This is a genomic window from Asanoa ishikariensis (assembly GCF_900107455.1).
GTDB lineage: Bacteria > Actinomycetota > Actinomycetes > Mycobacteriales > Micromonosporaceae > Asanoa > Asanoa ishikariensis.
Genome location: NZ_FNQB01000003.1, coordinates 991860 through 1015672, shown reverse-complemented (window position 1 = coordinate 1015672; position 23813 = coordinate 991860). Strand labels below are relative to the sequence as shown.

General features: G+C 72.0%; 27 protein-coding genes. 13 read left to right on the top strand and 14 right to left on the bottom strand.

Annotation, left to right across the window (positions count from 1 at the left end; translation table 11 throughout):
• Positions 1 to 9: 9 nt before the first annotated feature.
• The 5 genes from BLV39_RS28685 (at position 10) to BLV39_RS28665 (ending at position 4254) form a co-directional block, all read left to right on the top strand.
• Complete coding sequence (locus BLV39_RS28685; protein ID WP_239083425.1) at positions 10 to 561, top strand: sigma-70 family RNA polymerase sigma factor; 552 nt, start codon at positions 10 to 12, stop codon at positions 559 to 561.
• A complete protein-coding gene (locus BLV39_RS28680) occupies positions 545 to 1615 on the top strand; it encodes a hypothetical protein (RefSeq protein ID WP_090799635.1) in 1071 nt (356 codons plus the stop codon). Before BLV39_RS28685 ends, BLV39_RS28680 begins: the two co-directional genes overlap by 17 nt.
• Entirely contained in the window at positions 1612 to 2574 is a 963-nt protein-coding gene (locus BLV39_RS28675) for an ABC transporter ATP-binding protein (RefSeq protein ID WP_090799632.1), read from the top strand. Before BLV39_RS28680 ends, BLV39_RS28675 begins: the two co-directional genes overlap by 4 nt.
• Positions 2571 to 3410 (top strand): ABC transporter permease, encoded by an 840-nt coding sequence (locus BLV39_RS28670; RefSeq protein ID WP_090799629.1) that lies wholly within the window; start codon positions 2571 to 2573, stop codon positions 3408 to 3410. The genes BLV39_RS28675 and BLV39_RS28670 overlap by 4 nt, the downstream gene beginning before the upstream one ends.
• Positions 3411 to 3504: 94 nt before the next feature.
• Positions 3505 to 4254, top strand: coding sequence for an endonuclease/exonuclease/phosphatase family protein (locus BLV39_RS28665; RefSeq protein ID WP_143049913.1), 750 nt, complete (start codon positions 3505 to 3507; stop codon positions 4252 to 4254).
• Here the strand turns inward: BLV39_RS28665 and BLV39_RS28660 are convergent.
• Positions 4251 to 4826: a hypothetical protein gene (locus BLV39_RS28660; RefSeq protein WP_143049912.1), complete on the bottom strand. Its 576-nt coding sequence runs from the start codon at positions 4824 to 4826 to the stop codon at positions 4251 to 4253. The two genes, BLV39_RS28665 and BLV39_RS28660, sit on opposite strands and share 4 nt — an antisense overlap.
• Positions 4827 to 5068: 242 nt before the next feature.
• On the opposite strand from BLV39_RS28660, the gene BLV39_RS28655 reads away from it, so the two are divergent.
• From BLV39_RS28655 to BLV39_RS28645, 3 genes are all read left to right on the top strand, one after another.
• Positions 5069 to 6319: a lipase family protein gene (locus tag BLV39_RS28655; RefSeq protein WP_090799620.1), complete on the top strand. Its 1251-nt coding sequence runs from the start codon at positions 5069 to 5071 to the stop codon at positions 6317 to 6319.
• Positions 6320 to 6340: 21 nt separating this feature from the next.
• Positions 6341 to 7228, top strand: coding sequence for an NAD(+) diphosphatase (nudC, locus tag BLV39_RS28650; protein WP_090799617.1), 888 nt, complete (start codon positions 6341 to 6343; stop codon positions 7226 to 7228).
• Between the two features lie 158 nt (positions 7229 to 7386).
• The gene (locus tag BLV39_RS28645; protein WP_090799613.1) at positions 7387 to 7971 is read left to right on the top strand and encodes a TetR/AcrR family transcriptional regulator; all 585 of its coding nucleotides are present in this window, start codon (positions 7387 to 7389) and stop codon (positions 7969 to 7971) included.
• Here BLV39_RS28645 and BLV39_RS28640 read toward each other — a convergent pair.
• From BLV39_RS28640 to BLV39_RS28615, 5 genes are all read right to left on the bottom strand, one after another.
• Positions 7954 to 8628, bottom strand: coding sequence for a YdcF family protein (locus tag BLV39_RS28640; RefSeq protein ID WP_090799611.1), 675 nt, complete (start codon positions 8626 to 8628; stop codon positions 7954 to 7956). The genes BLV39_RS28645 and BLV39_RS28640 overlap by 18 nt on opposite strands.
• Positions 8629 to 8656: 28 nt before the next feature.
• Positions 8657 to 9511, bottom strand: a complete 855-nt coding sequence (locus BLV39_RS28635) for an ADP-ribosylglycohydrolase family protein (protein ID WP_090799608.1) — start codon at positions 9509 to 9511, stop codon at positions 8657 to 8659.
• Positions 9512 to 9853: 342 nt separating this feature from the next.
• Entirely contained in the window at positions 9854 to 10627 is a 774-nt protein-coding gene (locus BLV39_RS28625; protein ID WP_090799605.1) for an NAD(P)H-binding protein, read from the bottom strand.
• A gap of 10 nt (positions 10628 to 10637) precedes the next feature.
• Positions 10638 to 11402 carry an SDR family NAD(P)-dependent oxidoreductase gene (locus BLV39_RS28620; RefSeq protein WP_090799600.1) on the bottom strand — a complete coding sequence of 255 codons (765 nt, stop codon included), beginning with the start codon at positions 11400 to 11402 and terminating at the stop codon, positions 10638 to 10640.
• A gap of 111 nt (positions 11403 to 11513) precedes the next feature.
• Positions 11514 to 12086, bottom strand: coding sequence for a TetR/AcrR family transcriptional regulator (locus tag BLV39_RS28615; RefSeq protein WP_090799596.1), 573 nt, complete (start codon positions 12084 to 12086; stop codon positions 11514 to 11516).
• A 104-nt stretch (positions 12087 to 12190) separates the two neighbouring features.
• Between BLV39_RS28615 and BLV39_RS28610 the strand changes: the two genes are divergently transcribed.
• Positions 12191 to 14362, top strand: a complete 2172-nt coding sequence (locus BLV39_RS28610; protein ID WP_090799592.1) for an MMPL family transporter — start codon at positions 12191 to 12193, stop codon at positions 14360 to 14362.
• Positions 14363 to 14461: 99 nt separating this feature from the next.
• The gene (locus tag BLV39_RS28605; RefSeq protein WP_090799589.1) at positions 14462 to 14740 is read left to right on the top strand and encodes a hypothetical protein; all 279 of its coding nucleotides are present in this window, start codon (positions 14462 to 14464) and stop codon (positions 14738 to 14740) included.
• Positions 14741 to 14943: 203 nt separating this feature from the next.
• On the opposite strand, the gene BLV39_RS28600 is transcribed toward BLV39_RS28605, so the two are convergent.
• The 7 genes from BLV39_RS28600 to BLV39_RS28570 all read right to left on the bottom strand — a co-directional run bounded on the left by BLV39_RS28600 (position 14944) and on the right by BLV39_RS28570 (position 20199).
• Entirely contained in the window at positions 14944 to 16338 is a 1395-nt protein-coding gene (locus BLV39_RS28600; RefSeq protein ID WP_090799586.1) for a hypothetical protein, read from the bottom strand.
• Positions 16335 to 16826: a SigE family RNA polymerase sigma factor gene (locus BLV39_RS28595; RefSeq protein WP_090799583.1), complete on the bottom strand. Its 492-nt coding sequence runs from the start codon at positions 16824 to 16826 to the stop codon at positions 16335 to 16337. Before BLV39_RS28595 ends, BLV39_RS28600 begins: the two co-directional genes overlap by 4 nt.
• A gap of 61 nt (positions 16827 to 16887) precedes the next feature.
• The gene (locus BLV39_RS28590; protein WP_090799580.1) at positions 16888 to 17241 is read right to left on the bottom strand and encodes a hypothetical protein; all 354 of its coding nucleotides are present in this window, start codon (positions 17239 to 17241) and stop codon (positions 16888 to 16890) included.
• A gap of 8 nt (positions 17242 to 17249) precedes the next feature.
• The gene (locus BLV39_RS28585) at positions 17250 to 17801 is read right to left on the bottom strand and encodes a hypothetical protein (protein WP_090799577.1); all 552 of its coding nucleotides are present in this window, start codon (positions 17799 to 17801) and stop codon (positions 17250 to 17252) included.
• Positions 17794 to 18360 carry an RNA polymerase sigma factor gene (locus tag BLV39_RS28580; RefSeq protein ID WP_090799574.1) on the bottom strand — a complete coding sequence of 189 codons (567 nt, stop codon included), beginning with the start codon at positions 18358 to 18360 and terminating at the stop codon, positions 17794 to 17796. The genes BLV39_RS28585 and BLV39_RS28580 overlap by 8 nt, the downstream gene beginning before the upstream one ends.
• 193 nt (positions 18361 to 18553) lie before the next feature.
• Positions 18554 to 19174: a DAK2 domain-containing protein gene (locus tag BLV39_RS28575; RefSeq protein ID WP_090800757.1), complete on the bottom strand. Its 621-nt coding sequence runs from the start codon at positions 19172 to 19174 to the stop codon at positions 18554 to 18556.
• 8 nt (positions 19175 to 19182) lie between these two features.
• Positions 19183 to 20199 carry a dihydroxyacetone kinase subunit DhaK gene (locus tag BLV39_RS28570; protein WP_090799572.1) on the bottom strand — a complete coding sequence of 339 codons (1017 nt, stop codon included), beginning with the start codon at positions 20197 to 20199 and terminating at the stop codon, positions 19183 to 19185.
• A gap of 137 nt (positions 20200 to 20336) precedes the next feature.
• On the opposite strand from BLV39_RS28570, the gene BLV39_RS28565 reads away from it, so the two are divergent.
• Genes BLV39_RS28565 through BLV39_RS28555 form a run of 3 tightly spaced genes read left to right on the top strand, consistent with a single transcriptional unit; the run spans position 20337 to position 23375 of the window.
• On the top strand, positions 20337 to 21044 hold the full coding sequence (locus tag BLV39_RS28565; RefSeq protein WP_090799570.1) for a hypothetical protein: 708 nt from the start codon (positions 20337 to 20339) through the stop codon (positions 21042 to 21044).
• 9 nt (positions 21045 to 21053) lie between these two features.
• The gene (locus tag BLV39_RS28560) at positions 21054 to 22598 is read left to right on the top strand and encodes a glycosyltransferase 87 family protein (protein WP_090799567.1); all 1545 of its coding nucleotides are present in this window, start codon (positions 21054 to 21056) and stop codon (positions 22596 to 22598) included.
• 9 nt (positions 22599 to 22607) lie between these two features.
• Complete coding sequence (locus BLV39_RS28555) at positions 22608 to 23375, top strand: class I SAM-dependent methyltransferase (protein ID WP_090799564.1); 768 nt, start codon at positions 22608 to 22610, stop codon at positions 23373 to 23375.
• On the opposite strand, the gene BLV39_RS28550 is transcribed toward BLV39_RS28555, so the two are convergent.
• Positions 23361 to 23813, bottom strand: coding sequence for an immunity 26/phosphotriesterase HocA family protein (locus tag BLV39_RS28550; protein WP_090799561.1), 453 nt, complete (start codon positions 23811 to 23813; stop codon positions 23361 to 23363). The genes BLV39_RS28555 and BLV39_RS28550 overlap by 15 nt on opposite strands.

Sequence of the window (23813 nt, the reverse complement as noted above, 5' to 3'; positions counted from 1 at the left end):
TCTCAGGGTGTGGACGTTGACGTGCTGGCCGGGCGGAAGGGCGGCGTGGTGGTTTCGAGGCCGCAAGCCGTTCGGGCCGATCTCGAACAGGTGTTCCGTTCCGCGTACCCCCGTGTCGTCGCCGTCGCGGCCCGGGTGCTTGGGTCGCGGAGTGAGGCCGAGGACGTCGCACAGGAGGTCTTTCTGACCTTCGGGCGGTCCGCCGTTCCTGCCGGTGAGGCGCTCGGCTGGCTGTCCGTCGCCGCCGCGCACACCGCGCTCAACCACCTGCGCTCCGGGCGGCGCCGCGCGGTGCGGGAGGTGGCCGCCCGCGACAGCGTCACCTCCGTGCCCGACGTCGCCGACGCGGTGGTCACCCTCGACGAGCGTCGGCGGGTACGCGCGGCGCTGGCTCGGCTGCCCCGCAAGCAGGCGGTCGCCCTCGTCCTGCGGCACAGCGGCCTCAGCTACGCGGAGGTGGCGGCCGCCCTCGATCTTTCGCCCGGCAGCGTCGGCACCACCGTGCGGCGCGCCGAGATCGCCCTTCGGGAGGAGTTGAACCGTCATGCGTCATCCGAATGACGGCACGCTGCGCCGGCTCCTGGACGAGCCGGCCGGTGTCGCCGACGCCGACCGCGCGCACGTCGCCGGCTGCCCGCAGTGTCGGGCGGGTCTGGCCGCGGCCCAGCGGGACGCGGCCGTCGCCACCGAAGCACTCAGCGGAGACCTGACGGCCCACGTCGACGCCGGCTGGCAGCGGCTCTCCACCGCCGTCGCGACGCGGGAGCGGCCGAGAAAAGCACCCGCTCGCCGGTGGCGCATACGCAGCCCGCTGGTCGCCGCGATCGGGGTCGCCGCCCTGCTGGCCGGGGCCAGCGCCGCGGCCGCCGGTGACTGGCTCCAGATCTTCCGCACGGAGCGGATCGCACCGGTCACCGCGCCCGAGGCCGACCTGATCAAGATCCCGGAGCTCGACGAGTTCGGCGAGCTCACGCCGATCGAGCCGATCCAGATCCGCCAGGTCACCGACGCCGCCGCGGCGGCCAAGGCCACGGGACTGACCGTGCCACGGGTGACCGATCTGCCGAAGGGGGTCAGCGGCGAGCCGACCTACCACGTGGGGGCGCGGGCGAGCGCGCTGTTCACCTACTCGGCCGAGCGCGCGGAGCAGACGGCCCGCGCCAAGGGGCACACCCTGCCGCCACCGCCGCCGGGTCTGGACGGCAGCCAGTTCCGGCTGACCGCCGGCCCGGGCCTGGCCGCGATGTGGGGGGAGGGGCGCCCGACGCCCGGGCTCGTCGTGGTCCGCGCGGTGACGCCGACGGCGTACTCCACCGGGGTGCCCTTCGGAACAGCCCGTGACTATCTGCTGTCCCTGCCCATCCTGCCGGCGAACGTCGCCGCGCAGCTCAAGAACTTCTCCGCGGAGGGCACGACGTTGCCGTTGTTCATGTCGGTCGAGCACATGAAGAGCACGGCCACCGAGGTCGGGGGAGTGCCGGCCACGCTGCTCACGTCGAGGGACCGCACGATGGCGGCCGTGCTCTGGCTCGACGGCACCGTCGTCACCGCCGTGGCCGGTCCGCTGAGCGGGGACGAGGTGCTCGCGGTGGCCCGCGGGATGGGTCCGCGATGAGCGCCGCACCCACCGCCGAGCAGCTCCTCGCGGACCTGCCGCCGACCGCCGCCGTGTGGTGTTCGGGCCTGCGCAAGCGCTACCGGAAGCGGACCGCGGTCGACGACGTGTCGTTCACGGTCGGCCGGGGCGAGGTGCTCGGGCTGCTCGGCCCGAACGGCGCCGGCAAGACCACGGTGATCAAGATGCTGCTCGGGCTGGTCCGGCCGGACGCGGGGGAGGTGCTGCTGCTCGGCCGGCCGGCCCGCGACCCGCACTCCCGGTCCAAGGTCGGCTACCTGCCCGAGCTGTTCCGGTACCAGCCGTGGCTGACCGCCGCCGAGGTGCTCGACCTGCACGTCCGGCTCGCCGGCGCGACCGTACCCGCTGCCGAACGCCGCGAATGCCTCGCCCTGGTCGGCCTCGCGGACCGGGCCGGCGACCGGGTCGGCGGCTTCTCCAAGGGCATGCAGCAGCGCCTCGGGCTGGCCGTGGCGCTGGTGGCCCGGCCGGAGTTCGTGGTCCTCGACGAGCCGACCAGCGCGCTGGACCCGATCGGTCGCGCCGACGTGCGGGACCTGATGCTCTCCCTGCGGTCCCGGGGCGTCGCCGTGCTGCTCAACTCGCACCTGATCGGCGAGGTGGAGCGGGTCTGCGACCGGGTGGTCATCCTCGACAAGGGGCGGATCGCCGCCGCCGGCACGCTCGCCGAGTTGCTCGGGCAGCGCGAGCTTCGGCTGCGGCTCGACAAGGTGGACGACGCCGCGTCCGCCCGGCTCGCGGCCGCCGGCGAGGTCACCAGCGACGGTGACCTGTTCACCGTCGCTCTGCCAGCCGACCCGGACGCCGACATCGTGCCGGACCTCGTGGCCGACCTGGTCGAGCTCGGGGTGCGGGTGCACGCCGTGGAGGCGGGGCGGATCAGCCTCGAGGAGCGGCTGCTCGACATCCTGCGTACCGGCACCGAGGAGCACCGATGATCGTGTTGACCATGGCCGCCCTGACGCTGCGGGAGGCGGCCCGCCGGAAGGTGCTGCGGGCCCTGGCCGTGATGACGTTCGTGCTGCTCGGTCTTAGCGCGTGGGGGTTCTACCGGCTCGACGCCGAGTTCGGCGGGCTCACCAGCGGCGAGGCGAGGCTGGCAGCGTCCATTGTGCTCAATCTGGTGATGTTCGGGCTGAGTTTGATCGCCGCGCTCGGCACCGCGTTCCTGGCCGGCCCGACACTGGCCGGCGAGATCGAGTCGGGTGCCGCCCTCGCGATGCTGGCGCGGCCGGTCCGCCGCGGCTCGGTGCTGGTCGGCAAATGGCTGGGCCTGGCGGTCTTCGGCAGCGGCTTCGTCGCCGTGGCCGGGCTGGCCCAATTCCTGATCGTCTGGATCACAATGGACTATTGGCCGCCGGCGCCGGCGACCGGGTTGGCATTGCTCGCCGCACAGACCACCGCGCTGCTCACCCTCGGGCTGCTGCTGTCAGCGGTGATCTCGCCGATGGCGTCGGGCATCGTCTCGGTCGGCCTGTTCGGTGCCACCTGGATCGCCGGCGTGGTCGGCGGGGTCGGGCACGCCCTCGACAACGAGAGCGTGGAGCGGATCGGCGCGGTGTCCCGGGTGCTGCTGCCGACCGACGGCCTGTGGCGCGGAGCCATGAACGCCTTCCAGGACCCCGCCATCCTGATGAACCTCGGCCCGGGAATGCAAGGGCACCCGTTCATGAGCGACTCGTCGCTCACGTGGACCTACCTCGCCTGGACGGCCGTCTGGGTCGCCCTGGTCCTCGGTCTGGCGGGCCTCGCCTTCCGCCGGCGCGACCTGTGAAACTCTGGGCAATCCTTCACCGGCGCGGCGGCGAATAGAGGTTAGGCGCGACGCAGCCGGCTCGCAGCCCTCCGACGGGATTGCGAGGCGGACGATGATCGCGCACCGCTTCAACCGCTACCTGGCAACATTGGGAATGGTGGCCGGCCTGGCTTTCGCCGCGCTGGACGCCCAGGCACCGCAGGGTCTGCACGTGTTGCAGATGAACCTGTGCAACAGCGGCTGGGCCGGGTGCTACACCGGCCGCGCGGTCGCCGAAGCGGCGCACGTGATCGCCGCCGAACGGCCGGACGTCGTGACGCTCAACGAGATCTGCCGCGACGACGTCGACACGTTGGCCCGCGCGGTGGGACCGAGCGCCGCAGTCTCGTTCCAGCCCGCCATCGACCGGCGGGTCGGCGACCCGATCCACTGCCGCGACGGTGAGCCGTACGGGATCGGCCTGCTGGTCCGCCGCCCGACCGACCGCATGGGGCACGGGGACACGTACCCGATCCAGGATCCGGTCGGTCCTGAGGGCCGGGCCTGGCTGTGCGCTCCGGCCGCGCGCGGGTTCATCGCCTGCACCACGCACCTGGTCAGCACGAGCCCGTTGATCGCGCTGGCCCAGTGCCGCCACTTCTTCACCACGGTGGCGACGGCGTTCCCCGGCCCGGTCGTCGTCGGTGGCGACTTCAACCTCGGCGACCTCTCGACCTGCCTGCCCACCGCGTACGCGGACGGCTCGGACGGCGGTCTGCAGCACGTGGCCGTGGCAGGTGCGGCAGGACCGGGCCGGCGAAGCGTCATCGACATGGCGGGCACCACGGACCACCCGGCGCTGTCGGTCACGCTGAGGACCTAGTACAACTTCGGGTCGCCGCTCTCCTGCGCCTTGATGTGCGTCAGGTCGCCTTCCGGGAGTTGGCGGCTCTCGACGAACGGGTTGTAGCCGTCGATGCTCCTGGCGATCCAGTCGGTGCGGACGGACTCGTGAATGTGGTCGAAGTGGCCGCTCGCGTCATGCGGTTCCCAGTCGGTGCGGAAGCCGTAGCTCTTGCCCTCCCAGATCAGATACTTCGTCCACGGCCGGCGGCCGGCCTTGCAGTCCTCGAGCCAGCGGGGGAACAACGCCCCGCAGTCGAGGCCGCCCGTGCCGTCCATGTAGTCGATGGCGCACACCACATAGCCGCCCGGTGTCGCCGGCAGCGGGTCGGGCCAAGGGTCAGTGGAGTAGGGCGTGTGGTCCTTCGGAGTCGCGGCTTCCAGGTGTGTTTTGTCGGCCTGGATCCCGCCCATCGTGAGCTTCAGGACGGGGACGCCGACCACCGTGCCCGGGTGCGCGGCTTTGAGCAGCACCTTGGTCTCGGCAATGGGACGGGCATCTCGCCAGGGCCGACCATCTTGGACCCATTTGTGGAATGCGCTGCTGGCCACGAGACCTCCTTAGCCCCACGAGGCAGAATGCACCGGGAGCCGCTATTGCGATATCGGACGGCCACGCCTCTGACCTGCGGAGGTGACCGGTTGACTACCACGGCCGCCGGATCGTCGTCGCCTGATCGACCGTTCTCACTAATCCCAATGAGGGACAGCTACGTGCATTCGAATTTACCAGGAATAGGGCCGACTAGTCTGGCTGCGCCACGAATGCCGCCGTGCCGGCGAAGGAGTTTGAGATGGCCGACTCACCAGCCGCGCCCACACCACGCCGGTCCCGCGCCCGGCGGGCCCCAGATGCCACGCCGCCGCCGGTCGCGCTCTTCCTGCCCGGCATTCGGAAGTCTCCGCGCAACTCGGCGGCCCGGGTGGCGGAACTGATCGCGATCAAGGCCAGCAAAGGCCCCGGCACGTACGTCGCGCAGGAGCTGTCCAGCTTCAGCAAGCAACTGAGCGAGGGCCGGCGCATCGTGAACGTGGATGGCGTCCCGGTTCTGGACGTCTACACGGTGGACTACCACCCGGCGTTGGACCTTCCGGACGTCGCCGGCACCGGTGTGGCACCGACCGTGCGCCGTTTCGGGCTGGCCCTCGCGCACCTGCTCGGCGCGGTGCTCATGTTGCTGTCGGCCGGCAAGCGCGCGAAGTCCACCGTGGCCAAGTTCCAGCTCGTACTCGGGCTCGGGGCGGTGTTCCTGTTGATGCTGTCCGCGGTGTTCACCGGGCTGGCGATCCTGGTCGCGCTCGGGGTGTGGACCGAGCCCGACGTCCCGGACACCGCCGCGGACGCGATCGCCGTCGGCGGCACCGCCCTGACGACCTGGCTGTTCTTCAGCGTGCGCCCCGCGGTCGCCCGTGGCGCCAAGCTGCTCGAGCAGGTCCTCGCGTACGCCCAGGACGAGCGGCACGCCGCCGGTGTCACCGGCCTTGTCGACAGCGCCCTGGACGACCTGCTCGAAAAGAACCCCGGTCGGAAGGTCTACCTCGTCGGCTACAGCATCGGCGCGCTGATCGCGATGGACTTCGCCTTCCCGCGCCGGTCGTTGGCGCAGCCGCTGGACGCTCGGCACCGCGACGCGATCGCCAGCCTCGTCACCATCGGCTGCCCGCTCGACTTCGTCCGGCTCTACTTCCCGACGTACGCCGACGACCGGCTGGAGCGCGTGCCCGGCCTGCCGTGGACGAACATCTACATCCCGGCCGACATTCTCGCGTCGAACATGGTCGACGGCGACGATTACGCGTACGCCCCGGCAGAAGACAATTCCGACGTGGTGACGGTCGCCGGTGTGCGGCCCGTGTGCCACCGCTACACCAGCCAGACGCTGACGTACCGCAACGTCTGGACACGCACCGGCCTGCTGACCCACGCCGGCTACTGGGACGAACCCGAGCGGGAGAACTGCCTGCACCTCGTCATGCGCCAGATCTGCCCGGAGACGCTCGCGGACGCGGCAGCCGCACCCGCCACCGGCGGCTGGCCGCGCTGACCAGTGGGGAAAGATCCCCACATGGCGTTCGACGGTTTGGCCTACACCTCGACACCGGGCGACCGGGCCGCGCGTTCGCGAGCGGATCCCGACTGGGTCGCCGAGCGGTTGCGTGACGGCGACACCCGGATCCTCCCGATGTGGCGCGACCGGCCGCTGCTGACGGCCTCCGGTCGGCCGATCACGCTGACCGGCCCGGCCGTCCTGGCGGAGGCGAGCCAGACGGCCCTGCTGAGCGTGGACGGCACGACGGCGGTCTTCGCCGCCGACCTCGGCGACCTCGAGGAGGCTGAGGCGTTGCGACTCGCCGCCGCGCACTCCAGCCAAGACCTGCGCGCACTGGCGAGTGCGTTACCAGGACCGGTTCTGGCGACGCTGGCGTACGCGCGGGGTCTGCTGCACTGGAACCGCCACGCGCGATTCTGTGGGTCGTGCGGCGGGCGGACGGAGAGCGGGCACGGGGGCCACGTCAGGCTCTGCGTCGGCTGTGGGCGCGAGCTGTTTCCCCGGATCGAGCCCGCGATGATCGTGCTGGTCGAGCGTGCGGACCGCTGCCTGCTCGCCCGCCACCACGGCGCCGGCCCGGACGGCTTCTCCCTGCTGGCCGGGTTCGTCGAGATCGGGGAGAGCCTCGAAGGCGCGGTGCGCCGCGAGGTCGCCGAGGAGGCCGGCGTCACGGTCGGCGCCGTGACCTACCAGGGTTCGCAGGCCTGGCCGTTCCCGGCGGGCCTCATGGTCGGCTTCTTCGCGACCGCCACCTCCGACACCATCACCGTGGACGGCGCGGAACTGTTGGAGGCCCGGTGGTTCACCCGCGCGGAGGTCGTCGCGCGCATCGTCGACGGCCCTGGCTCAGGCCCGGTCGACTCCATCGGCGGCCACCTGCTGCGGTCCTGGGCGGGGCCGTGACACGGCCTCGGGTTCTGAACGGTGCGCCGCGCGCATCCGGCCGTCGGCCTCGAAGATGACCTGCTTCGGGTCCGCGCCGAACGCTGTCAGGCCGCACACCTCCCGTTATCTTTGACAGCTGTAAGATCGCGATCGCCAAACTTTACAAGGTGTAAAGATTGACCAATTACCGATCCGATGCCCAGCGCCGACGACTATCCATCCTGGACGCCGCCGTCGAGCTGCTGAACGCGCCGACCGACCCCAGCCTGGAGACGATCGCCGCGGCGGCCGGCGTGACCAGGCAGACCGTGTACGCGCACTTCCCGTCCCGTGAGGTCCTGCTCGCCGCCGCGCTGGACCGGGTCACCGGTGCGGCCATGGCCGAGCTCGACGCCGTGGACCTCGACGCCGGACCGGCGACCGACGCCCTCCTGCGCCTGCTCGACGCGAGCGCCCGCGTCGCCGCCCAGCACCGCCTGCTCTTCCGGCGCGCCACCGCCGTACCGGTGACCGCCGCGCGGGACCAGGAGCGCCACGAGCCCGTTGCCGCCCGGCTCAACCGGGTGATCGCCCGCGGCCAGCGCTCCGGCGAGTTCGACGACCGGCTTCCCGCCGACTGGCTGGCCACCCTCACGATCCGGATCGGCCACGCCGCCGCCGAGGAGGCCGACGCCGGCCGGATGTCCCGCGCCGAGGCCGACGCCGCGCTGCGGATCAGCCTGCTGCGCCTGCTCGGCGCGTCATCACCCGACGAGCAGTGACCGGTGGTGGCGCCAGAGCCAGCGCAGGTAGTCGCGTAGCTCCTCGGGTGTGGCGAGCCAGCCCCGGTCCGCGTACGTCAGGATGCGGTCCACCTCGCCGGGGGTCAGCTCGTAGGCGGTCGCGCCGGTCTCCGGCACCCGTGTGTCCGGCGCGACGGCCGTCGGCACCGGGATCAGCGGGATGCGGCTGCCGTCCATCGTCCGCAGGATCGTGAGATAGACCCGGAGCAGGTGGTACGCCGAGGCGGTCACCGCGAGGCTCGTGACGCCCAGCGCTCGCACCCGGTCGACGATCCAGGCTGCCTGCAAACCCGTGTTCGGCGCCGGCTCGGCCTGGACGTGGACGCCCTCGACGCGGCGCAGCCCGAGCCCGCGCAGGTAGTCGGCGGTGAGCTCGACATAGGTCGCCTCGTCGGGATTGCCGTTGGCCACCAACAGGGTGCGCAATCCTGGATTGGTCTCCCACATCCGGATCGCGTGGCTGAGCCGCCATTCCTCACCCTGGCCGGTGGCCACGACGAGCGCGTCGGCCCGGTCGGCGGCGGACTGCGGCAACGACAGGACCACCGTGAGCGCGGTCGCCACCTCCAGCAGCCGCCCGGTGGAGAAACGGTCGACGTCGCTGACGACACGGGGCGTCGTACGGTGGAAAGCCATTCACACTCCTGATCTTGCCCAGACCAGCCTAATCGGTCGGCAGGGCTTCCCGGCGCACCAGCCACGCCGCCGGGACGGTGGCGCACGTCGCGACGATGCCCCCGACGATGGCCGCGGTCGTGTCGACGTCACCGCCGGCCTCGACGCAGGCCGTGATCGCGGCCGCGTAGTCGTCGAGGTGGGTCGCGGCGACCCACAGCGTGAACGGGACCGTGTCGAAGGCCAGGACCCGCGAGCCGTTGCCCAACTCGTACGCGGCCTCGCCGACGCTGGCACCGAGCAGCCGCCGGGCGCGCGCGACGCCGGACCGGACACGGCTCTCGGCGAGGTGGTCGAGGACCACGTCGAGCAGGTCCGCGGGAGCGGGACCGCGCGCGGCCTCGGCCGCCGCGACGGCGACGGCGACGGCACCGAGGACGGCCTCGGGGTGCGCGTGGGTGACCTCCGCCGACAGCATGGCCTGCAACGCGGCGGTGCGGTGGTCGCCGGCGAAGAAGGCGCCCAGTGGCGCCACGCGCATGGCCGCGCCGTTGCCCATGGAACCGCTGCCGTCGAACGCCGCCCGGGCGGCGACCCGCCAGGGCACGCCCTCGCGGATCTGGCGCAACAGCACGACGGCGCCGCCGCCATAGCCGCGGTACGGCTCGAAACGAGCGGCGAAGCGCGCGGCCAGCCGGTCCTGGTCGATCCGGCCGTGCTCGCGCAGTTCGTCGACGACCGAGCAGGCCATCTCGGTGTCGTCCGTCCAGGGCCAGGGCGCGTCCGGTGGGTGCCCGGCGCGAAGGGCCGCCAGGCTGGTGCCGGGAACGAAGAACTGGGCGCCGAGCGCGTCGCCCGGCGCCGGCTCGTCGTCGGCGACGTTGTAGACGCCGGGTGTCGTCATCCTCGGTCTTGACCGGGTCGCCCGAGCGCGCGTAGATGAAGTTGTGGCCCTGTGCGACAACCCGGCGGGTGCCGGCCCGCTTGGGGGCCGCCAGCAGGTTGTCGGTGCCCCGGGTGCGCAGCTCGTTGGTGGCCGCGAACTCCTGGTCGAGCTTGCGGAGACTGTGCGCGTTCGCCAGCGCGGTCATCTGGTGCACGATCACGTCCGGCGCGGCGGCCAGCACCGCCACGATCGCCGCTTCGCGGTCCAACCCGTCGACGACCACCGGTTCCGCGCCCGCTGCGCGCAGTCCGTCGACCTTCGCCAAAGTTTTTCTTGGTTGTGTGAGGTTTTGTCAGGCTTCTATCGCAGGAGTCCCAGCGCCGGACGGCCGGTGAGCTCCAGGACGGCGTCCGAGGTCCGCTCCCATCGGTGCTGGCGGATGGCCTCGAACATCGAGCAGTAGGCGTACACCCACCACGGCTCCTCGCCGAGCCGTGCCAGCGTGGCCGCGAACTCGGCCGGGCTGGCGTCGGCGTACCGGTATCCGGCCGCCTCCGCGACCTTCGCGACCGGCAGGCTCTCCGGCCCGGTCACGTCGTAGTGCCCGTTGGTGGGCTCGCGCAGGGCCAGCGCGGCCAGGCACCGCGCGACGTCGTCGCGGGCGACCAGCGAGACCCGGCCGTCGCCGGCGGGCAGTGCGACCTCGCCCGTGTCAGCGCTGGCCTGACGTAGCAGGTCGAGGAAGAACTCGGTGTAGAGACCGGCCCGGGCGATCGAGTACGGGATGTCGCCGGCGCGCAGGAGCCGCTCGGTGTCGCCGTTGGTGAAGGCGTAGCAGAACGGCGAGTCCAGGGCGACGTCCAGCCCGCTGAGCAGCACGACGTGCTCGACACCGCTGTCGGCCGCCGCCGCGAGGACGTTGCGGTGGTGCACCAGCACGCGGGCGGCCTCGCCGTCGCTGGACACGAAGACCAGCCGTTGGACGCCGTCGAGCGCGGCGCGCAGTGCGGTGGGATCGTCGTACGGCGCGGTGCGGCTGGACAGTGCCACCACCTCGTGCCCACCCGACTCGGTCAGCAGCCGCACCACCTCGCCGCCGACTCTGCCCGTACCACCCGTGACCGCGATTCTCATCCGTATAGAACTACCAGGCGCTGGCGCCGCCCTCGACCGCGTAGTTCGCGCCTGTGATGAAGCCCGCCCGGTCCGAGGCCAGGAAGACCGCGAGCTCCACGACCTCCTCCGGCCGGGCGAAGCGCTTCAGCAGCGTCTTGGCGGTGATCGCGTCGCGGGCCACCTGGTTGTCGCCCAGGTCGCGGTCGGCGGCCGGGGTCAGGGTCGGCCCGGGGCTGATCGTCACCGCGCGGATCCCGACCTTGGCGCCTTCCAGGGCGAGTTGCCGGGTCATGCCGATGATGCCGGCGTTCGCCGCGCAGTGCCCGACCATCGGCGGGTTCTCACCGGCGATCATGCCGGCCATCGACGCGGCGTTGATGATGACACCGCCGCCGCGCTTGGTCAGGTGGGGCCACGCGTACTTCGACACGAAGAAGGGGATGTCCAGCTCACCGGCGATCGTGTAGTGCCAGTCCTCGACGGAGTAGTCGGGCATCGGGCCGAAGCGCAGCGCGGCCGCGTTGTTGTAGACGACGTCCAGCCCGCCGTACGCCCCGGCGGCCTGCTCCACGAACCGGTCGACCTGCACGTGGTCGGTCAGGTCCACCGGCGCGACGCCGGTCATCTGGCCACCGGCGCGCCGGACATCCTCGACCGTCTCGTCGTTGCCGGCGACGTTGAGGTCGCAGCCGACCACCTTCGCTCCCTCGCGGGCGAAGGCCAGCGCCGCCACGCGCCCGATTCCGCTGCCCGTGCCGGTGATCAGCACTACTTTGTCGTCGAGCGTCGACATCGCGGTCCGACCTCCGATGATCGGTCTCGGTCCTCCGCACCACGCTACGCCGGCCGTCGGCCGTGCCCCGCTCGAACGTGTGTTTCCGTGGCTGCCGGGGCAGGACGGGTGTCAGGGGCGGCCGGAGAGCACGAGCTCGGCCGACTCGAGGAGGGTCTGCCGGACGAGGGAGTCGGGCACGTCGCCGAGGGTCGCGCCGGCGGTCAGGGCCACGCGGAGCAGGTCCAGCACCGCGACCGCGCGGATCCTGGCCACTTGCGACGGTGCCGGACCGGCGAGCCAGTCCCGCAGCCGCCGGTTGGTCTCCACCACCTCGTCGATCAGTGGCGCGAGCGCCGGCAGGATGCCGGCCGTGTCGCGCAGGAACAGGTTGGCGACCGTACGGTGCGCCAGCATCGTGTCGACGCACCGGCACAGGGTCCGCCGCACCGTCTCGGGGGAGTGCGGGCTCGCCTCGGCCTCCACGACGACCTCGCGCCACTGGGCGAGCAGCGGTTGGACCACCGCGACCAGCAGCTCCTGTTTGGACGAGTAGTGGTAGTAGAGCGACGCCTTCGTGATGCCCACGCGGTCGGCGATCTCCCGCAAGCTCGCCGTCACGTACCCCCGGTCGGTGAAGAGAGCGAGCGCCTGCTCGCGAATCCGGTCGCGGGTCGCGGCGCCGACGTCCACTGTCCACCTCATTTACTCAGCCGGCTCTCAGCGCGGCCCGGCGAGAATAACGGGCGGCGCGGGGTGGTGCGCACGAAGTAGGCTCTTCACCTACCGTGCGGCAGGTTGGGGGAGCGATGTTCGAGCGGTTGGGGCGGTTCGTCGTCTACGAGCGATGGTGGGTGATCGTCGCCTGGCTGGCGGCGGCTGCGGCGTCGGTGGCCTTCGCGCCGTCCTTGGAGACCACATCTGACCAGGCAAACTTCCTGCCGGGCAGCTACGAGTCGATCCGTGCGACGGAGATCGCCCAGGGAGCGTTCGGCGAGTCCGACGGCGCCACGGCGACCATCGTGGTCAAGCGGTCCGACGGCGGTGAGCTGACCGCCGCCGACCAGGACACCGTGAGCCGCCTCGCCGAGGCGGTCACCAACGCCGGCATCGCGAAGGTCACCGGAGCCGTCACCGCGCCGCAGGCCGTCTCGCCCAACCGGCTCGTCCAGCTCGTCACCGTCGGCCTCGGCGACAATCCGCAGGACCCGACGCTGACCGCCGCGATCAAGGACATCCGCACCGCCAGCGACCCGGTGCTCGCCAACACCGGCCTGGAACGCCTGGTCACGGGCGACATCGCGATGTACGCCGACAACGAGGACGCGTTCAACGACGCGCTCGTCATCGTCGGTGCGGCCACGCTGATCCTGATCGTGCTGCTGCTGCTGATCATCTACCGCAGCCCGCTCGCCGCGATCCTGCCGCTGATCATCGTCGGCATCGTCACGGTGGTCTCCACCGGGCTGATCGCCACGATGGCCGACGTGTTCGGCATGGACGCCGACCCGTCGATCGAGATCATTCTGACCATCGTGTTGTACGGCGTCGGCACGGACTACATCCTGTTCCTGCTCTTCCGCTTCCGGGAACGGCTGCGCGCCGGTGACCAGACCAAACCGGCCCTGGTCACCTCGGTGCATCGCGTCGGTGAGGTGATCGCGTCCGCCGCCGGCGCCATCGTGATCGCGTTCCTCGCGCTGCTGCTCGCCGTCTTCGGAGCGTTCCGCAGCCTCGGTCCGGCGCTGGCCATCGCGGTCGTGGTGATGGGCCTGGCCGCCGTCACGCTCGTCCCGGCCATCGTGTCGCTGTTCGGCACCGCGGTCTTCTGGCCGTCCAAGAGCTGGAAGCGCACCCCGAAGGGCACCACCTTCCAGCGGCTCGGCCGGTTCACCGGTCGCCGGCCCGCGGTCGTCGCGCTGGTCTCCGGCGGGTTGATGGTCGCGCTGGCGGCCGGCTCGCTGTTCATGAAGACCGACTACGACCAGAACGCGCAGCTTCCCGGCGGCACCGAATCGGCCGAGGGCTACGAGGCGTTGCAGGCCGGCTTCCCGGCCGGCGCGCTGGCCCCGACCCAGGTCATCCTCCAGGCCGACGGCGACGCAGGGATCGACCCAGGATCGCTGGCCGGGGTCGCCGACCGGCTGCGTGCCGTGCCGGGCGTCGGCAGCATCATGCCCGGCCCCGACGGCAGCCCGGCGACGCTGAGCGACGACGCTTCGGTCGCGCGGTTCGACCTGCTGCTGGCCGGCAGCCCCTATTCGAACGAGGCCCTCGCGCTCGCGGGCGGCGAGCTACGCGACGTCGCACACGCGGCGGCACCGCCGGGCACCCGCGCCTACGTCGGCGGGCTCAGCTCCGTCTTCGCCGACATCAAGGACGCCAACGACCGCGACCTGCGGGTCATCTTCCCGGTCGCCGGCCTGCTGATCGCGGTGATCCTCGCGCTGCTGCTGCGCAGCCTGGTCGCACCGCTCTACCTGATCGTCGCGGTGGTCCTGGGCTTCTTCTCGACCCTCGGCGCGACCGTGATCGTCTTCCAGGGCATCGCCGACCGGCCCGGCCTGTCGTTCTCCCTGCCGATCATTCTCTATCTGTTCGTGGTCGCCATCGGCACCGACTACAACATCCTGATGATCGCCCGACTACGCGAGGAGGCGCGGCTCGGCAACGACCCGCGCACCGCCGCCGACCTGGCCGTCGAACACGCCGGCCCGTCCGTCGGCGCGGCCGGCCTGATCCTCGCGGGCACCTTCGCCTCGATGCTGCTGGCCGGCGTCTCGTTCCTGATGGAGATGGGCTTCTCCGTCTCCGTCGGCATCCTGATCGCGGCGTTCGTGATGGCGATGTTCCTGGTGCCGAGCGTGACCGCGCTGATCGGCCGCCGCGCCTGGTGGCCGGGCCACGGCGACGACGCCCGACCCACCACGGCGGACCTCGACCGTGCTCCGGACGAGGCGGTGCTCGCGGACCGGCCCTGACCTGGAAGGCGCCGATGTGACGCATTGACAAGTGTCACGGAACCTGGGACACATGTCAGGTCCATCGGCGCCTTCTAGGAAAGAAAGGCTGTATCCGACATGAACTTCCTCTTCGCCATCATCATCGGCGTGGTCGTCGGGGTGGTGGGTGGCTTCGCCCTGCGGGGCCGGCAGGCCAACGCGGTGTGGCTCGCACCCGCGCTCGCGGTGGCCGGCGCCCTCGTCGCCGCACTGCTCGCGCTGCTGTTCGGCGACGACCGTGACTACGGCTGGAAAGAGATCACGCTACAGATCGTGCTGGCCATCGCCGGCGTGGCCGTGACGTGGTTCCTGGGCACCCGCAACGCCGCCGACACATCGGCGACACCGGCTCCGTGACGACGAGGGCGGCCCGAGCGATCGGGCCGCCCTCGTTCCGGTCCTAAGCCGCAGCCCGTGGGGCGGCGGGCCCGAGGCCGGTCTAGCTCACTCCGTCCAGTGCGGCGTCCGCGGCCGGGGAAGGCGCCGCACGACGTCCTTCGGCGTGGTGCCGTCGAAGTTGGTCGCGAGGACCACAATGGACCGATTGGCGCGTGGGGCCGTCACCACGGGACGACGCCGGCGACGAGGTCGAGAGGTCGCTCAACGGGGATCGTCGCGCTGGTCAGGACCGTGCCGTCCCGGTCGAGTGCCTCGAAGGTCAGGTCCGGCGCGTCGCGGGCGTCGACGACGGCGGCCTGCCCGGTCACCTCCGCCGTGTCGATGACCGCCCCGGCCCGAAGCGCCCGCACGCTCGTCGCGCCGGCGGGCACGATGACGAGCACGGAGGCTCCCTCCCCGAGCCGGATGGGCAGGGCCGCGTTCGGGCCGCTCGGATCGGCGGGCGCGACCTGCTGCACACCCCTGCCGACCGTGCTGTCCGGTTGCTTGGCCGCGTATTCGATCTCGATGTTGACGCACCAACTGTCGCGTATCCAGGGCGTCACAGTGATCACGGCGTGGCCGTCGAACGATCCACTGGCGTCCGGCTGCGAGCCGGCGATCTCACCGCCCCACACGACGCGGCTCGGACCGATCGTCATGTTGAAGTTCAGGTCACCAGCGGACTGAACCGCCTTGCGGGCCATAGCCCGGTCAACCGTGCCGCCGGCGCCACGCAGGGCGGCGTCGAGCTGCTTCTCGCTGAGCGTGGCTCGCGGATACAGCACCGTGGCCGGTCGCACCTCTTTCACCACGCCGTCGCAGACCACGCGCCACCACTCGGCCCGCTCGGTGGCCCGGGTGCGCACCACATAGGACACTGTTGGCTCCGGAGTCCACTTGTCGACGGCCGGCAAAGGCGCGGACTCGACGACGCACCCGGTCGGAGCTATCGCCAAGGCGACGTCGGCCTTGGCCGAACCATCCTCGTTCTCGAAGTTCGAGATGGTCTCGACAGGTCCGAGCCCGTCGCCGATGGCGTAGGGCCGCAGGTCCGCAAGCTCGGCGGCGGAGGCGCCAGGCTTGGCGATGAGCCAGGCGCTGGCGTTCTCCCACGAGGTTCTCGGGTCCGGGGTCGCGCGATGGAACGCCACGAACGCGACCCGGGCGTGGTCGACGTCGTCGAGGTAGAGCACGTTCACCTCGGTGACCGGCTCCTTCACCCGGAGCACGCCGGTCCGTTGGCGTTCGAGGACCAGCCGAGCCAGTTCCTCGACGTAGTCCGGGTTGGCCGCACCGAACGCCCCGCGTATCGGAGAGAGCCGTAGCCGCTCGGACCACTCGTGGATGGACCGCCCCGGGTCGGTGTCGTTGACGGCGGAGCCGCCTCGGTCGGGGAGCAGCGGCAGCGTGGTCGCCACGGCCGCGATCAGGGCCAACGCGGCGCCTCCCAGGGCCGTCCGCCGCCGCCGAACCCGCGAGCGCCGGGCCCGCAGGCGACCGTAGGGATCGGGCGCCGGCCGGACCTCTTCGGCGAGGTCGACGAGTGCCGCATGAACGCGTTCGTCCACGGTCATCGCTGGTTCCCCTTCATCAGTTCCTGATCGCCGAGGGCGACGCGCAGCCGGGCCAGGCCGCGGGACGCATGGCTCTTCACCGTGCCGACCGGCCAGCCCAACATGGCGGCCACCTCGGCTTCGGGCAGGTCGTCGAGATAGCGCAGGACCACCACCACGCGGGTACGCGGCGGCAGGCCACGTAGCGCCGCGACCATGGCCTGGCGCCGGACCACCCGGTCGGCCGGGTCGTCGCCACCGCGCTCGGCCGGCTCGGTGCCGACGGACTCGCGTGAGCGGACCCGGTGCCACAGGCTGATGTGCTGGTTGGCCATGGTTCGGCGCAGGTAGGCGAACGGTTCGTCCACCTTGGACCACCGCCGCATCACCTTGAGCAGTGCCGACTGCACCAGGTCCTCGGCGTCGTGCGCGGAGCCGGTGAGCAGGTACGCGATCCGTAGCAGGTCGCCGTACCGCAGCTCTACGAACTCCCGGAAATCCTCCGCCACCCGTACTCCCTCTTGGCCGTCGCTACCTTCACGACCCGGGCGGCACCGGAAACGTTGCGGCTCAGTCGAAGATTCTCGTGGCGAGCAGGAACATCAGGATCGACATGAACGTGAGCAGCAGGTGCGTGCCGAACCCGCCGACGTTGCCGACCTTCCCGCGCCAGGTGACCGGGAACTGGCTCGGCGCCACCCGCCGTGCGAGCCGGATGACCACCGCGGAGACCACGTTGGCGAGCACCGACAGGAGAGCCAGGGCGGGCAGCAGGGGGTGGCCCAGGTTCGTCGCCGCGGTGAACCAACTCGCGCCGAATGCCAGCACGGCGACGGTGAACGTCAGCTTCATCCACTTCGCGCACCAGCGGGCGCGGCGGTCGCGGATCCGGTCCTCGGTGGAGATGTCAGCGCTGCGGGCCATGCGGCAGGTTAGCCGGTCGAGCCCTCCGTCGGCGCCTTGGGCTCCTTCGATTTCTTCGGCTTCTTGGTCGGCTTGGGTGACTTCGACGGCTTGCCGGTGCCGTGACCTCGGCCCCAGCCGTTCCCGTTGCCGTTGCCCGGTGTCGCGCCCGGGGAGACCGGCGGCGCGGAGGTGACCGGCGGCGTGGCGGGATGCGGCGCCACGGTCGGTCGGTCCTCGTGGACCACCCCGCCCGGCCGGCCCGGCGCGCGCTGGTCGGTGGCCGGCGGCCGGGTCGAGGACGGGGAGGGCAGTGTCCCCGTCGCGGCGGCGACCGCGAGCCCACCGCCGGCCAGCACCGCGCCGGCGACCGCGACCTTCACCACCAGCGCGCGGCCGACCACCCGGGCCCGGACGCGCCCGGCCGGCGGTGCGGAAGCGCGCGCCGCCCGGAACGCTGCCAGCGCCGCCTCCTCGCCGCGCAGTTCCGCCGGGTGCGCCGGGGACCGCAGCGCGGCCAGCGCGGGCGGCAGCGGTCCGCCCTCGAGCATCCGCTCGAGCTGCGGGTCGCGATCAGTCATGGTGCTGCTCCAGCGTCTCGGCGAGCCGGCGCAGCCCGCGGTAGGCCGCCGTGCGTACCGCGCCGGCGCGTTTGCCCAGCACGCGGCCCGCGCTGATCGCGTCGAGGCCGACCACCACGCGCAACAGGACCGCCTCGGCCTGGTCGCGGGGGAGGGTCGCGATCAGCGCCAGGGCCCGCTCGGTGGCGAGCGCGTCCGTCGCCGCGCCCGCGGTGTCGGCGGTGCCGGCGAGTGCGGCCAGGTGCGCTTCGGCGGGCACCGTGTCCGGCCGGCGCCGGACGCGGCGCAGGTGGTCGAGCGCGCGGTGCCGGCCGACGGTGGCACACCAGGCCCGGAAGCCGGCCAGGTCGCCGGTGAACGAGGGCAGGTCGCGGCAGACCTGCAACCAGGTCTCCGAGGCGACGTCCTCGGCGTCGGCGCCGACCAGCACGCGCAGGTAGCGCAGCAGCCCGGGGTGCACGAGCCGGTAGAGGGCGCGGAACGCCTCGTCGTCGCCGGCCAGGGCCGCGGCCAGCGGATCGGGCTCGGTGGGCGACGCGCGCCGCGACGCTATGACCACGGCATGGAGCCGAACCGCACGGGACGCTCCTCCCCGAGTGGACGCCGGACGCGTGGTGACGATTCCACCACCGCGCCCGGCGCACAACCCGGGGGACCCGGCCGTGCCCCACCGCCGAGTCCGAGCGGGTCCGCTCAGCCCGACCCCGGGTCGTGATCCCACGACTGGAACAGCGCCCGACGGGCGCCGGGTGTCACAGGAGGCGGGCCGGGTCGGGTAGCTGGGCTCGACCGGACGGGTCGCGGTAGACCGCCAGCGCCCAGAACAGCAGGGCCATGCCCATCGCGCCGGCGTCAGGGTTGCCCACCGCCCGCTGACCGACGTACGAGGCCCGCCCCATCCTCGGCAACAGGTCGGACGTAGCGCGGGCATGGTCGAACGCCTGGTTAGCCACCATCGTCCAGTCCACCGGAGGCCGGGCGGCACGCAGGTCGTCGACGGTCGGGCCGAGACAGTCGAGCATCGTCCGGTCGCCGACACTGGCCTCGCCGACCCGGGAGATCGCCGCGGTTCCCGCCGCCAGCCCCGCGACCAGCGCGTCGTCGCCGTCACCGCCCCGGTCCAGGCTGCCGCCGACGTCGTTGAACAGCAGTCCGATCAGCGGCCCGCTGGTGCCGCCGACCTCGTCGAGGAAGTAGGTGGCCGCGGTCTCGAACTCGGTGGCCAGGTCGGCGTCGGTCGGGATGCGGGCGACCGCGCCGCGCAGGCCCTCGCGCAGGTTGTCGCCGTAGTCGCCGTCCCCGGCCGCCTGGTCGAGGCGGGTCAGCTCGCCGTACGCGCTCTCCGCCGCCTCGAGGTAGAGGTTCATCAGCATGGCCGGCCTCACTTCCGGAGCCCTGTGGTCCAGGCCGGCGCGTCGAACAGACCGGTCCAGCCGCCGGACGGATGCGTCTCGACCGACGGTTCCAGCATGGTCATCGTGATCGAGAAGCCCTTCATGTCCAACGCCGGCGTGTACGGCCCGACCAGGCTGCGCTCTACCGCGATGTCCCGGCTCGCGAGCGCGTCGACCGTCTCCGCGAACACGTTGTAGAGCTCGATGTACGTGGTCCCGCCGAGCCCGTTGACGAACAGGAACACCGACCGGCCACCGGGCAGGTGGCTGACCACGTCCTCGACCATCCGGGCGACCAACTCCTCCAGCGACGGCCGGGCGATGGTGTGCTTGGCCCGCTCGCCGTGGATGCCGACGCCGTACTCGAGCTGCCCGGGTTCGAGATCGAAGCCCGGCTCGCCGGTGACCGGCGAGGTCTGCGCCAGCGACGCGACCGCGATGCTGCGCGACCGCCCGACGATGGTCTCGCCGAGCGCGACGAGCTCGTCGAGGCCGGCACCGCGGTCGGCGGCGGCGCCGAGCAGCTTCTCGACGAGCACGGTGGCACCGGTGCCCCGCCGCCCGGTCGCGGTCTCCTGGCTCTCGGTGGCGACGTCGTCGTCGACCAGCACCCGGGCGACCGGGATGCCGTCGTGCCGCAGGCGCTCGGCCGCGATACCGAAGTTGATCCGGTCGCCCGTGTAGTTCTTCACGATGTGCAGCACCCCGCCGGGGCCGGCGGCCGCGCGGCTGCCCTCGTACACCTGGCGGTTGTGCGGCGAGGCGAAGACCCGCCCGGGCGCGGCCGCGTCGAGCATCCCGCGACCGACCAGGCCGACGTGCATCGGCTCGTGCCCGGAGCCGCCACCGGAGAGCAGCCCGACCTGCCGGCGCGGGTCCCGGTCGATCGAGCGGACGTAGACCGGATCGGTGCTCAGCTCGACGACGTCGGCATGGTCCCGGGCGAAGCCGAGCAGGGCCCGGTCGACGTACTCGGTCTTGGAGGCGTAGAAAGGTTCCGCCATCGGCTCGTCTCGATTCCTGGTCGGTATCGGTCACCGGTGCGTTCCCACCATCATGCGTTCTCCGCCGGCACCCGTCCGGAGGATCGGCCGCGTACGGTGGGGATCTCCGTTCCCAAACCTCGCAGGAGGGCATCCGCGTGCGCACGCGTCCCGCCACCGTGTTCGGACTCGCGTTGATCATCGCTGTGCTCGCGGGTTGCGGCGGTCCGGCAGAACCCACGACGTACACGCTGCCGTCGGACGAGGAACTGGGCGTTCAGCCTCACAAGTCGTTCGACCCGGAGGCGGAAGTCCGGGTGCGGAAGGCCATGTTCGGCCCTGGGGCGCCGGTCGCCGGGCTGGTCCCCTACGAGAACGCCTCGGGCGCGACGGACGATGTCGTGTCGGGTCTCTGCAACAACCGCCGGGGCAATGGCGTGTACGGAAGCGAGCAGGGCCAGAGCCTGCTGTGGAGGAGCGCCGACCTGACCATCGAGAGCTTCGCCGGTGTGTTCGCCGCGCCGTCGGCCGCGACCGCGGTCGAGCAGGTGAAGGGCAAGTTCACCTGCACCGAGTACACGGACGATGTCAACCCGGACGCGCGGATGGCGATTCCGGCACAGGACGCCGACGGCTGGCACCGCGATATCCGCCGGCTCGACCCGCCGCCGCTGAAGGGCGTCGAGAACGCCGTGTTCTTCTGCGAGTCGGTCAAGAAGGTCAACCAACGCTGTTACGCGGCGCTGGCCCGCGAGGACGTGGTCAGCCGGCTCACCGTCACGGCGCTGACCACCGAGCGGGCCGAACAGGTCACCCGTTCGCTGCTCGACGAAGCGGCGGCCCGGCTCGTGGCGGCCACACAGTAGGTTGCCGCTATGGGTACTCCGGCGCGGCGGGCGGCGGCACTCTGGGTCCTGTTCGGAGTGGTCGCGCTGGTGTCCTGCGCGCTCGTGCTGCGCCGGCCGGACCGCCTCTCCGACCTGCACATCTACTACGGCGCGATGCGGCACCTGTGGGAGGGGCGGCCGCTCTACGAGTTCGTCGCCGAGAACGGTGGGCCGTTCACCTACCCGCCGTGCGCGGCGTTGGTGCTCGGGCCGATCGCGGTGCTGCCCGAAGGGCTCCTCCAGCCACTGTGGCTGGTCGCGACGGTGGCCGCGCTCGCGGCGATCGCCGCAGCGGTCGGACGCGGCCGGCCCGACCTCGTCGCCGCCGTCGCGTGCGGGCTGCTGCTGTCCGCGCCGGCCCAGAGCAACCTGCGGTTCGGCCAGGTCAGCGTCTTCGTCGTGCTGCTCGCCCTGGTCGACGCGGTCGGGCTGACGCCGGCCCGCTGGCGCGGTTGCCTGGTCGGCCTGGCCGCGGCGGTCAAGCTCACCCCGCTGCTGTTCGTCGTCTACTTCCTGGCCGTCGGCCGCTACCGGGACGCCGGGCGGGCCGCCGGTGCGTTCGTGGCCGCCGCGGCGGTCGGTGCGCTGGTGTTGCCGGGGGAGAGCTGGACCTACTGGACCGGCACGATGTTCGAGACCTCGCGGATCGGCAACCTCGCGTCGCTGGGCAACCAGTCGGTGCAGGGCATGCTGCTGCGCGTCGGTGTGCCGGCGTCCGGGCTGCCGCTGGTCTGGGCGGCGCTGGTGGGGCTGGTCTGTCTGGTCGGCCTGGTGCGCGCCCGCCAGCTATTCCACGATGGACACCCGACCAAGGCCGCGGTGCTGGTCGGCTGCGCCACGGTGGCGGCGTCGCCGGTGTCCTGGACACACCACCAGCTCTGGCCGGTACTCGCCGCGATGCTGCTGATCGGCACCCACGGTGCGGTGCACCGGGCGGCCGGCGGCGCGCTGCTGACCGCCATGGTGCTCTCGCTCGGCGTCGTGCTGGCCGACGTCTCGTTCACCCCGGGCGTGCAGTTCGTGCTGGAGAACGCCCGGGCGCTCGGCACGGTCGGGATCTGCGTGCTCGGCTTCGGCGCCGCGGTGGCCGCGCAGCGCACCGCCCGGCGCTGGACCTTGGCCGGTGCCGCCGCTGTCGCGGTCGCCGTGGTGGCGGTGCAACCGCTGCCGGCCTCCGCCGACCCGACGTTCAAGGCGTACCGGCTCGCGGATACCGCCAACCCACGCTATTTCTACGTCTGCCGCGACGACCCGAGCTGCGCGGAGTTCATCGGCGGGCTGGCGATCCGGTTCGGCGTGGTCGCCGAGAAGACCAAGGTCCGGGTCAACGGTGTGGTCGGCCCGACGGTCGCCCGGCTGGAGTACCAGTCCGCACCCGGTGGCCGGCCGCGGGAGATTCCGCTGCTGGACGTCTATGCCGCCGGCCGCGTGTTCTCGTTCCGGTCGGCCAGCCTCGCGCACGGGGAACTGGTCGCCTACGACCTCGCCGGCAACGCGCTCGCCACCTACCGCCGTGAGCTGAGCCCGGACTAGATTGCCGGCATGGAACCGGTGTACGGCACCTGGATCCGGACGACCCGGCTCCGGCGGTTCGCGGCCCTGAGCGGCGCCTGCCTGGCCGCGAGCGCGTTGTCGTTCTGGTCGCCATGGTTCCTGGTGTTCCTCGTGCCGTTCGCGATCTTCGGCTACATCACCACGATCCTGGCGCTGACCGTGTACCGCTTCGCGCCGCGCGGCGGCGACGTCCAGCGCCGCGTCCACGACCTGATCGTCGACAGGATCGGACAGCGGACCGGGCGGGTGCTCGACGTGGGCTGCGGCAGCGGCAGCCTGGCCGTCAAGCTGGCGCTGGCGTCGGCGGACCGGCGGGTCACCGGCATCGACTCGTGGGGACAGGACTGGGCGTACTCGCAGCGGCAGTGCGTCGACAACGCCCGCATCGAGGGTGTCGGCGACCGGGTGACGTTCAGCCGGCAGAGCGGCGGCGCCATCGGGTTCGCCGACGGCAGCTTCGACGTGGTCGTGAGCTGTCTGACCTTCCACGAGATCCGCGACCTCGCGGACAAGACCGACGGCGTCGTCGAGGCGCTGCGCGTCCTGCGGCCCGGCGGCCGGTACGTCTTCCTGGACCTGTTCGGCGACCCGGAGCTCTACCCGTCGCTGGACGCCCTGCGGTCGGCGATCGCCAGGGCCGGTGCGTCGATCGCGGAGCTGACGAGCCTGGCGGACCTGATGCCCTTGGCGTACCCGCTGCGCCATCCCAAGGTCCTCGGCCACGCGATGGTCGTCACCGGGTCACGTCGGCCGTAACCGCAGGCTTTCCACCCACACGTTGGGCCGGCCGGCGTAGTGGTCCGTCAGCCGTTCGGCGATGTGCTCGGGCTCCCACACCGCCGCCGGTTCGAGCCCGACGCATTCCTCGTGCGTCGCGGCCCGGATGTGCCCGGCCAGGTCGATGAGCCGGCACAGCGCCGGATCGACGAGGTCCTGGATGAAGTGCCACCGGGGAGGTCGCAGCGAGCCGTCGAGCGGGACGACGCCCAGGGTCGCCCACTCGCCGGGCGCCAGCAGATCGTCGTGCACGGCGAGCACGAACAGCACTGGGCGGGCGACGATCCGGTCCAGGTCGTCGACCGGTTCGACGGTACGCAGGTCGTAGAACGCCAGCCACACGCCTTCGAGGACCCGGCCGTAGTAGTAGTGGCCGTCCGGCAGCGACGTCCGCACCACGGTGCCGGGCGTGCCCAT

Bases quoted from the DNA above. Each gene is read 5' to 3' on its own strand.
- BLV39_RS28680 (WP_090799635.1), top strand. From the start codon at position 545: ATGCGTCATCCGAATGACGGCACGCTGCGCCGGCTCCTGGACGAGCCG.
- BLV39_RS28675 (WP_090799632.1), top strand. From the start codon at position 1,612: ATGAGCGCCGCACCCACCGCCGAGCAGCTCCTCGCGGACCTGCCGCCG.
- BLV39_RS28670 (WP_090799629.1), top strand. From the start codon at position 2,571: ATGATCGTGTTGACCATGGCCGCCCTGACGCTGCGGGAGGCGGCCCGC.
- BLV39_RS28665 (WP_143049913.1), top strand. From the start codon at position 3,505: ATGATCGCGCACCGCTTCAACCGCTACCTGGCAACATTGGGAATGGTG.
- BLV39_RS28655 (WP_090799620.1), top strand. From the start codon at position 5,069: ATGGCCGACTCACCAGCCGCGCCCACACCACGCCGGTCCCGCGCCCGG.
- nudC (WP_090799617.1), top strand. From the start codon at position 6,341: ATGGCGTTCGACGGTTTGGCCTACACCTCGACACCGGGCGACCGGGCC.
- BLV39_RS28640 (WP_090799611.1), bottom strand. From the start codon at position 8,628: ATGGCTTTCCACCGTACGACGCCCCGTGTCGTCAGCGACGTCGACCGT.
- BLV39_RS28635 (WP_090799608.1), bottom strand. From the start codon at position 9,511: ATGACGACACCCGGCGTCTACAACGTCGCCGACGACGAGCCGGCGCCG.
- BLV39_RS28625 (WP_090799605.1), bottom strand. From the start codon at position 10,627: ATGAGAATCGCGGTCACGGGTGGTACGGGCAGAGTCGGCGGCGAGGTG.
- BLV39_RS28620 (WP_090799600.1), bottom strand. From the start codon at position 11,402: ATGTCGACGCTCGACGACAAAGTAGTGCTGATCACCGGCACGGGCAGC.
- BLV39_RS28615 (WP_090799596.1), bottom strand. From the start codon at position 12,086: ATGAGGTGGACAGTGGACGTCGGCGCCGCGACCCGCGACCGGATTCGC.
- BLV39_RS28610 (WP_090799592.1), top strand. From the start codon at position 12,191: ATGTTCGAGCGGTTGGGGCGGTTCGTCGTCTACGAGCGATGGTGGGTG.
- BLV39_RS28605 (WP_090799589.1), top strand. From the start codon at position 14,462: ATGAACTTCCTCTTCGCCATCATCATCGGCGTGGTCGTCGGGGTGGTG.
- BLV39_RS28600 (WP_090799586.1), bottom strand. From the start codon at position 16,338: ATGACCGTGGACGAACGCGTTCATGCGGCACTCGTCGACCTCGCCGAA.
- BLV39_RS28590 (WP_090799580.1), bottom strand. From the start codon at position 17,241: ATGGCCCGCAGCGCTGACATCTCCACCGAGGACCGGATCCGCGACCGC.
- BLV39_RS28585 (WP_090799577.1), bottom strand. From the start codon at position 17,801: ATGACTGATCGCGACCCGCAGCTCGAGCGGATGCTCGAGGGCGGACCG.
- BLV39_RS28575 (WP_090800757.1), bottom strand. From the start codon at position 19,174: ATGCTGATGAACCTCTACCTCGAGGCGGCGGAGAGCGCGTACGGCGAG.
- BLV39_RS28570 (WP_090799572.1), bottom strand. From the start codon at position 20,199: ATGGCGGAACCTTTCTACGCCTCCAAGACCGAGTACGTCGACCGGGCC.
- BLV39_RS28560 (WP_090799567.1), top strand. From the start codon at position 21,054: ATGGGTACTCCGGCGCGGCGGGCGGCGGCACTCTGGGTCCTGTTCGGA.
- BLV39_RS28555 (WP_090799564.1), top strand. From the start codon at position 22,608: ATGGAACCGGTGTACGGCACCTGGATCCGGACGACCCGGCTCCGGCGG.
- BLV39_RS28550 (WP_090799561.1), bottom strand. From the start codon at position 23,813: ATGGGCACGCCCGGCACCGTGGTGCGGACGTCGCTGCCGGACGGCCAC.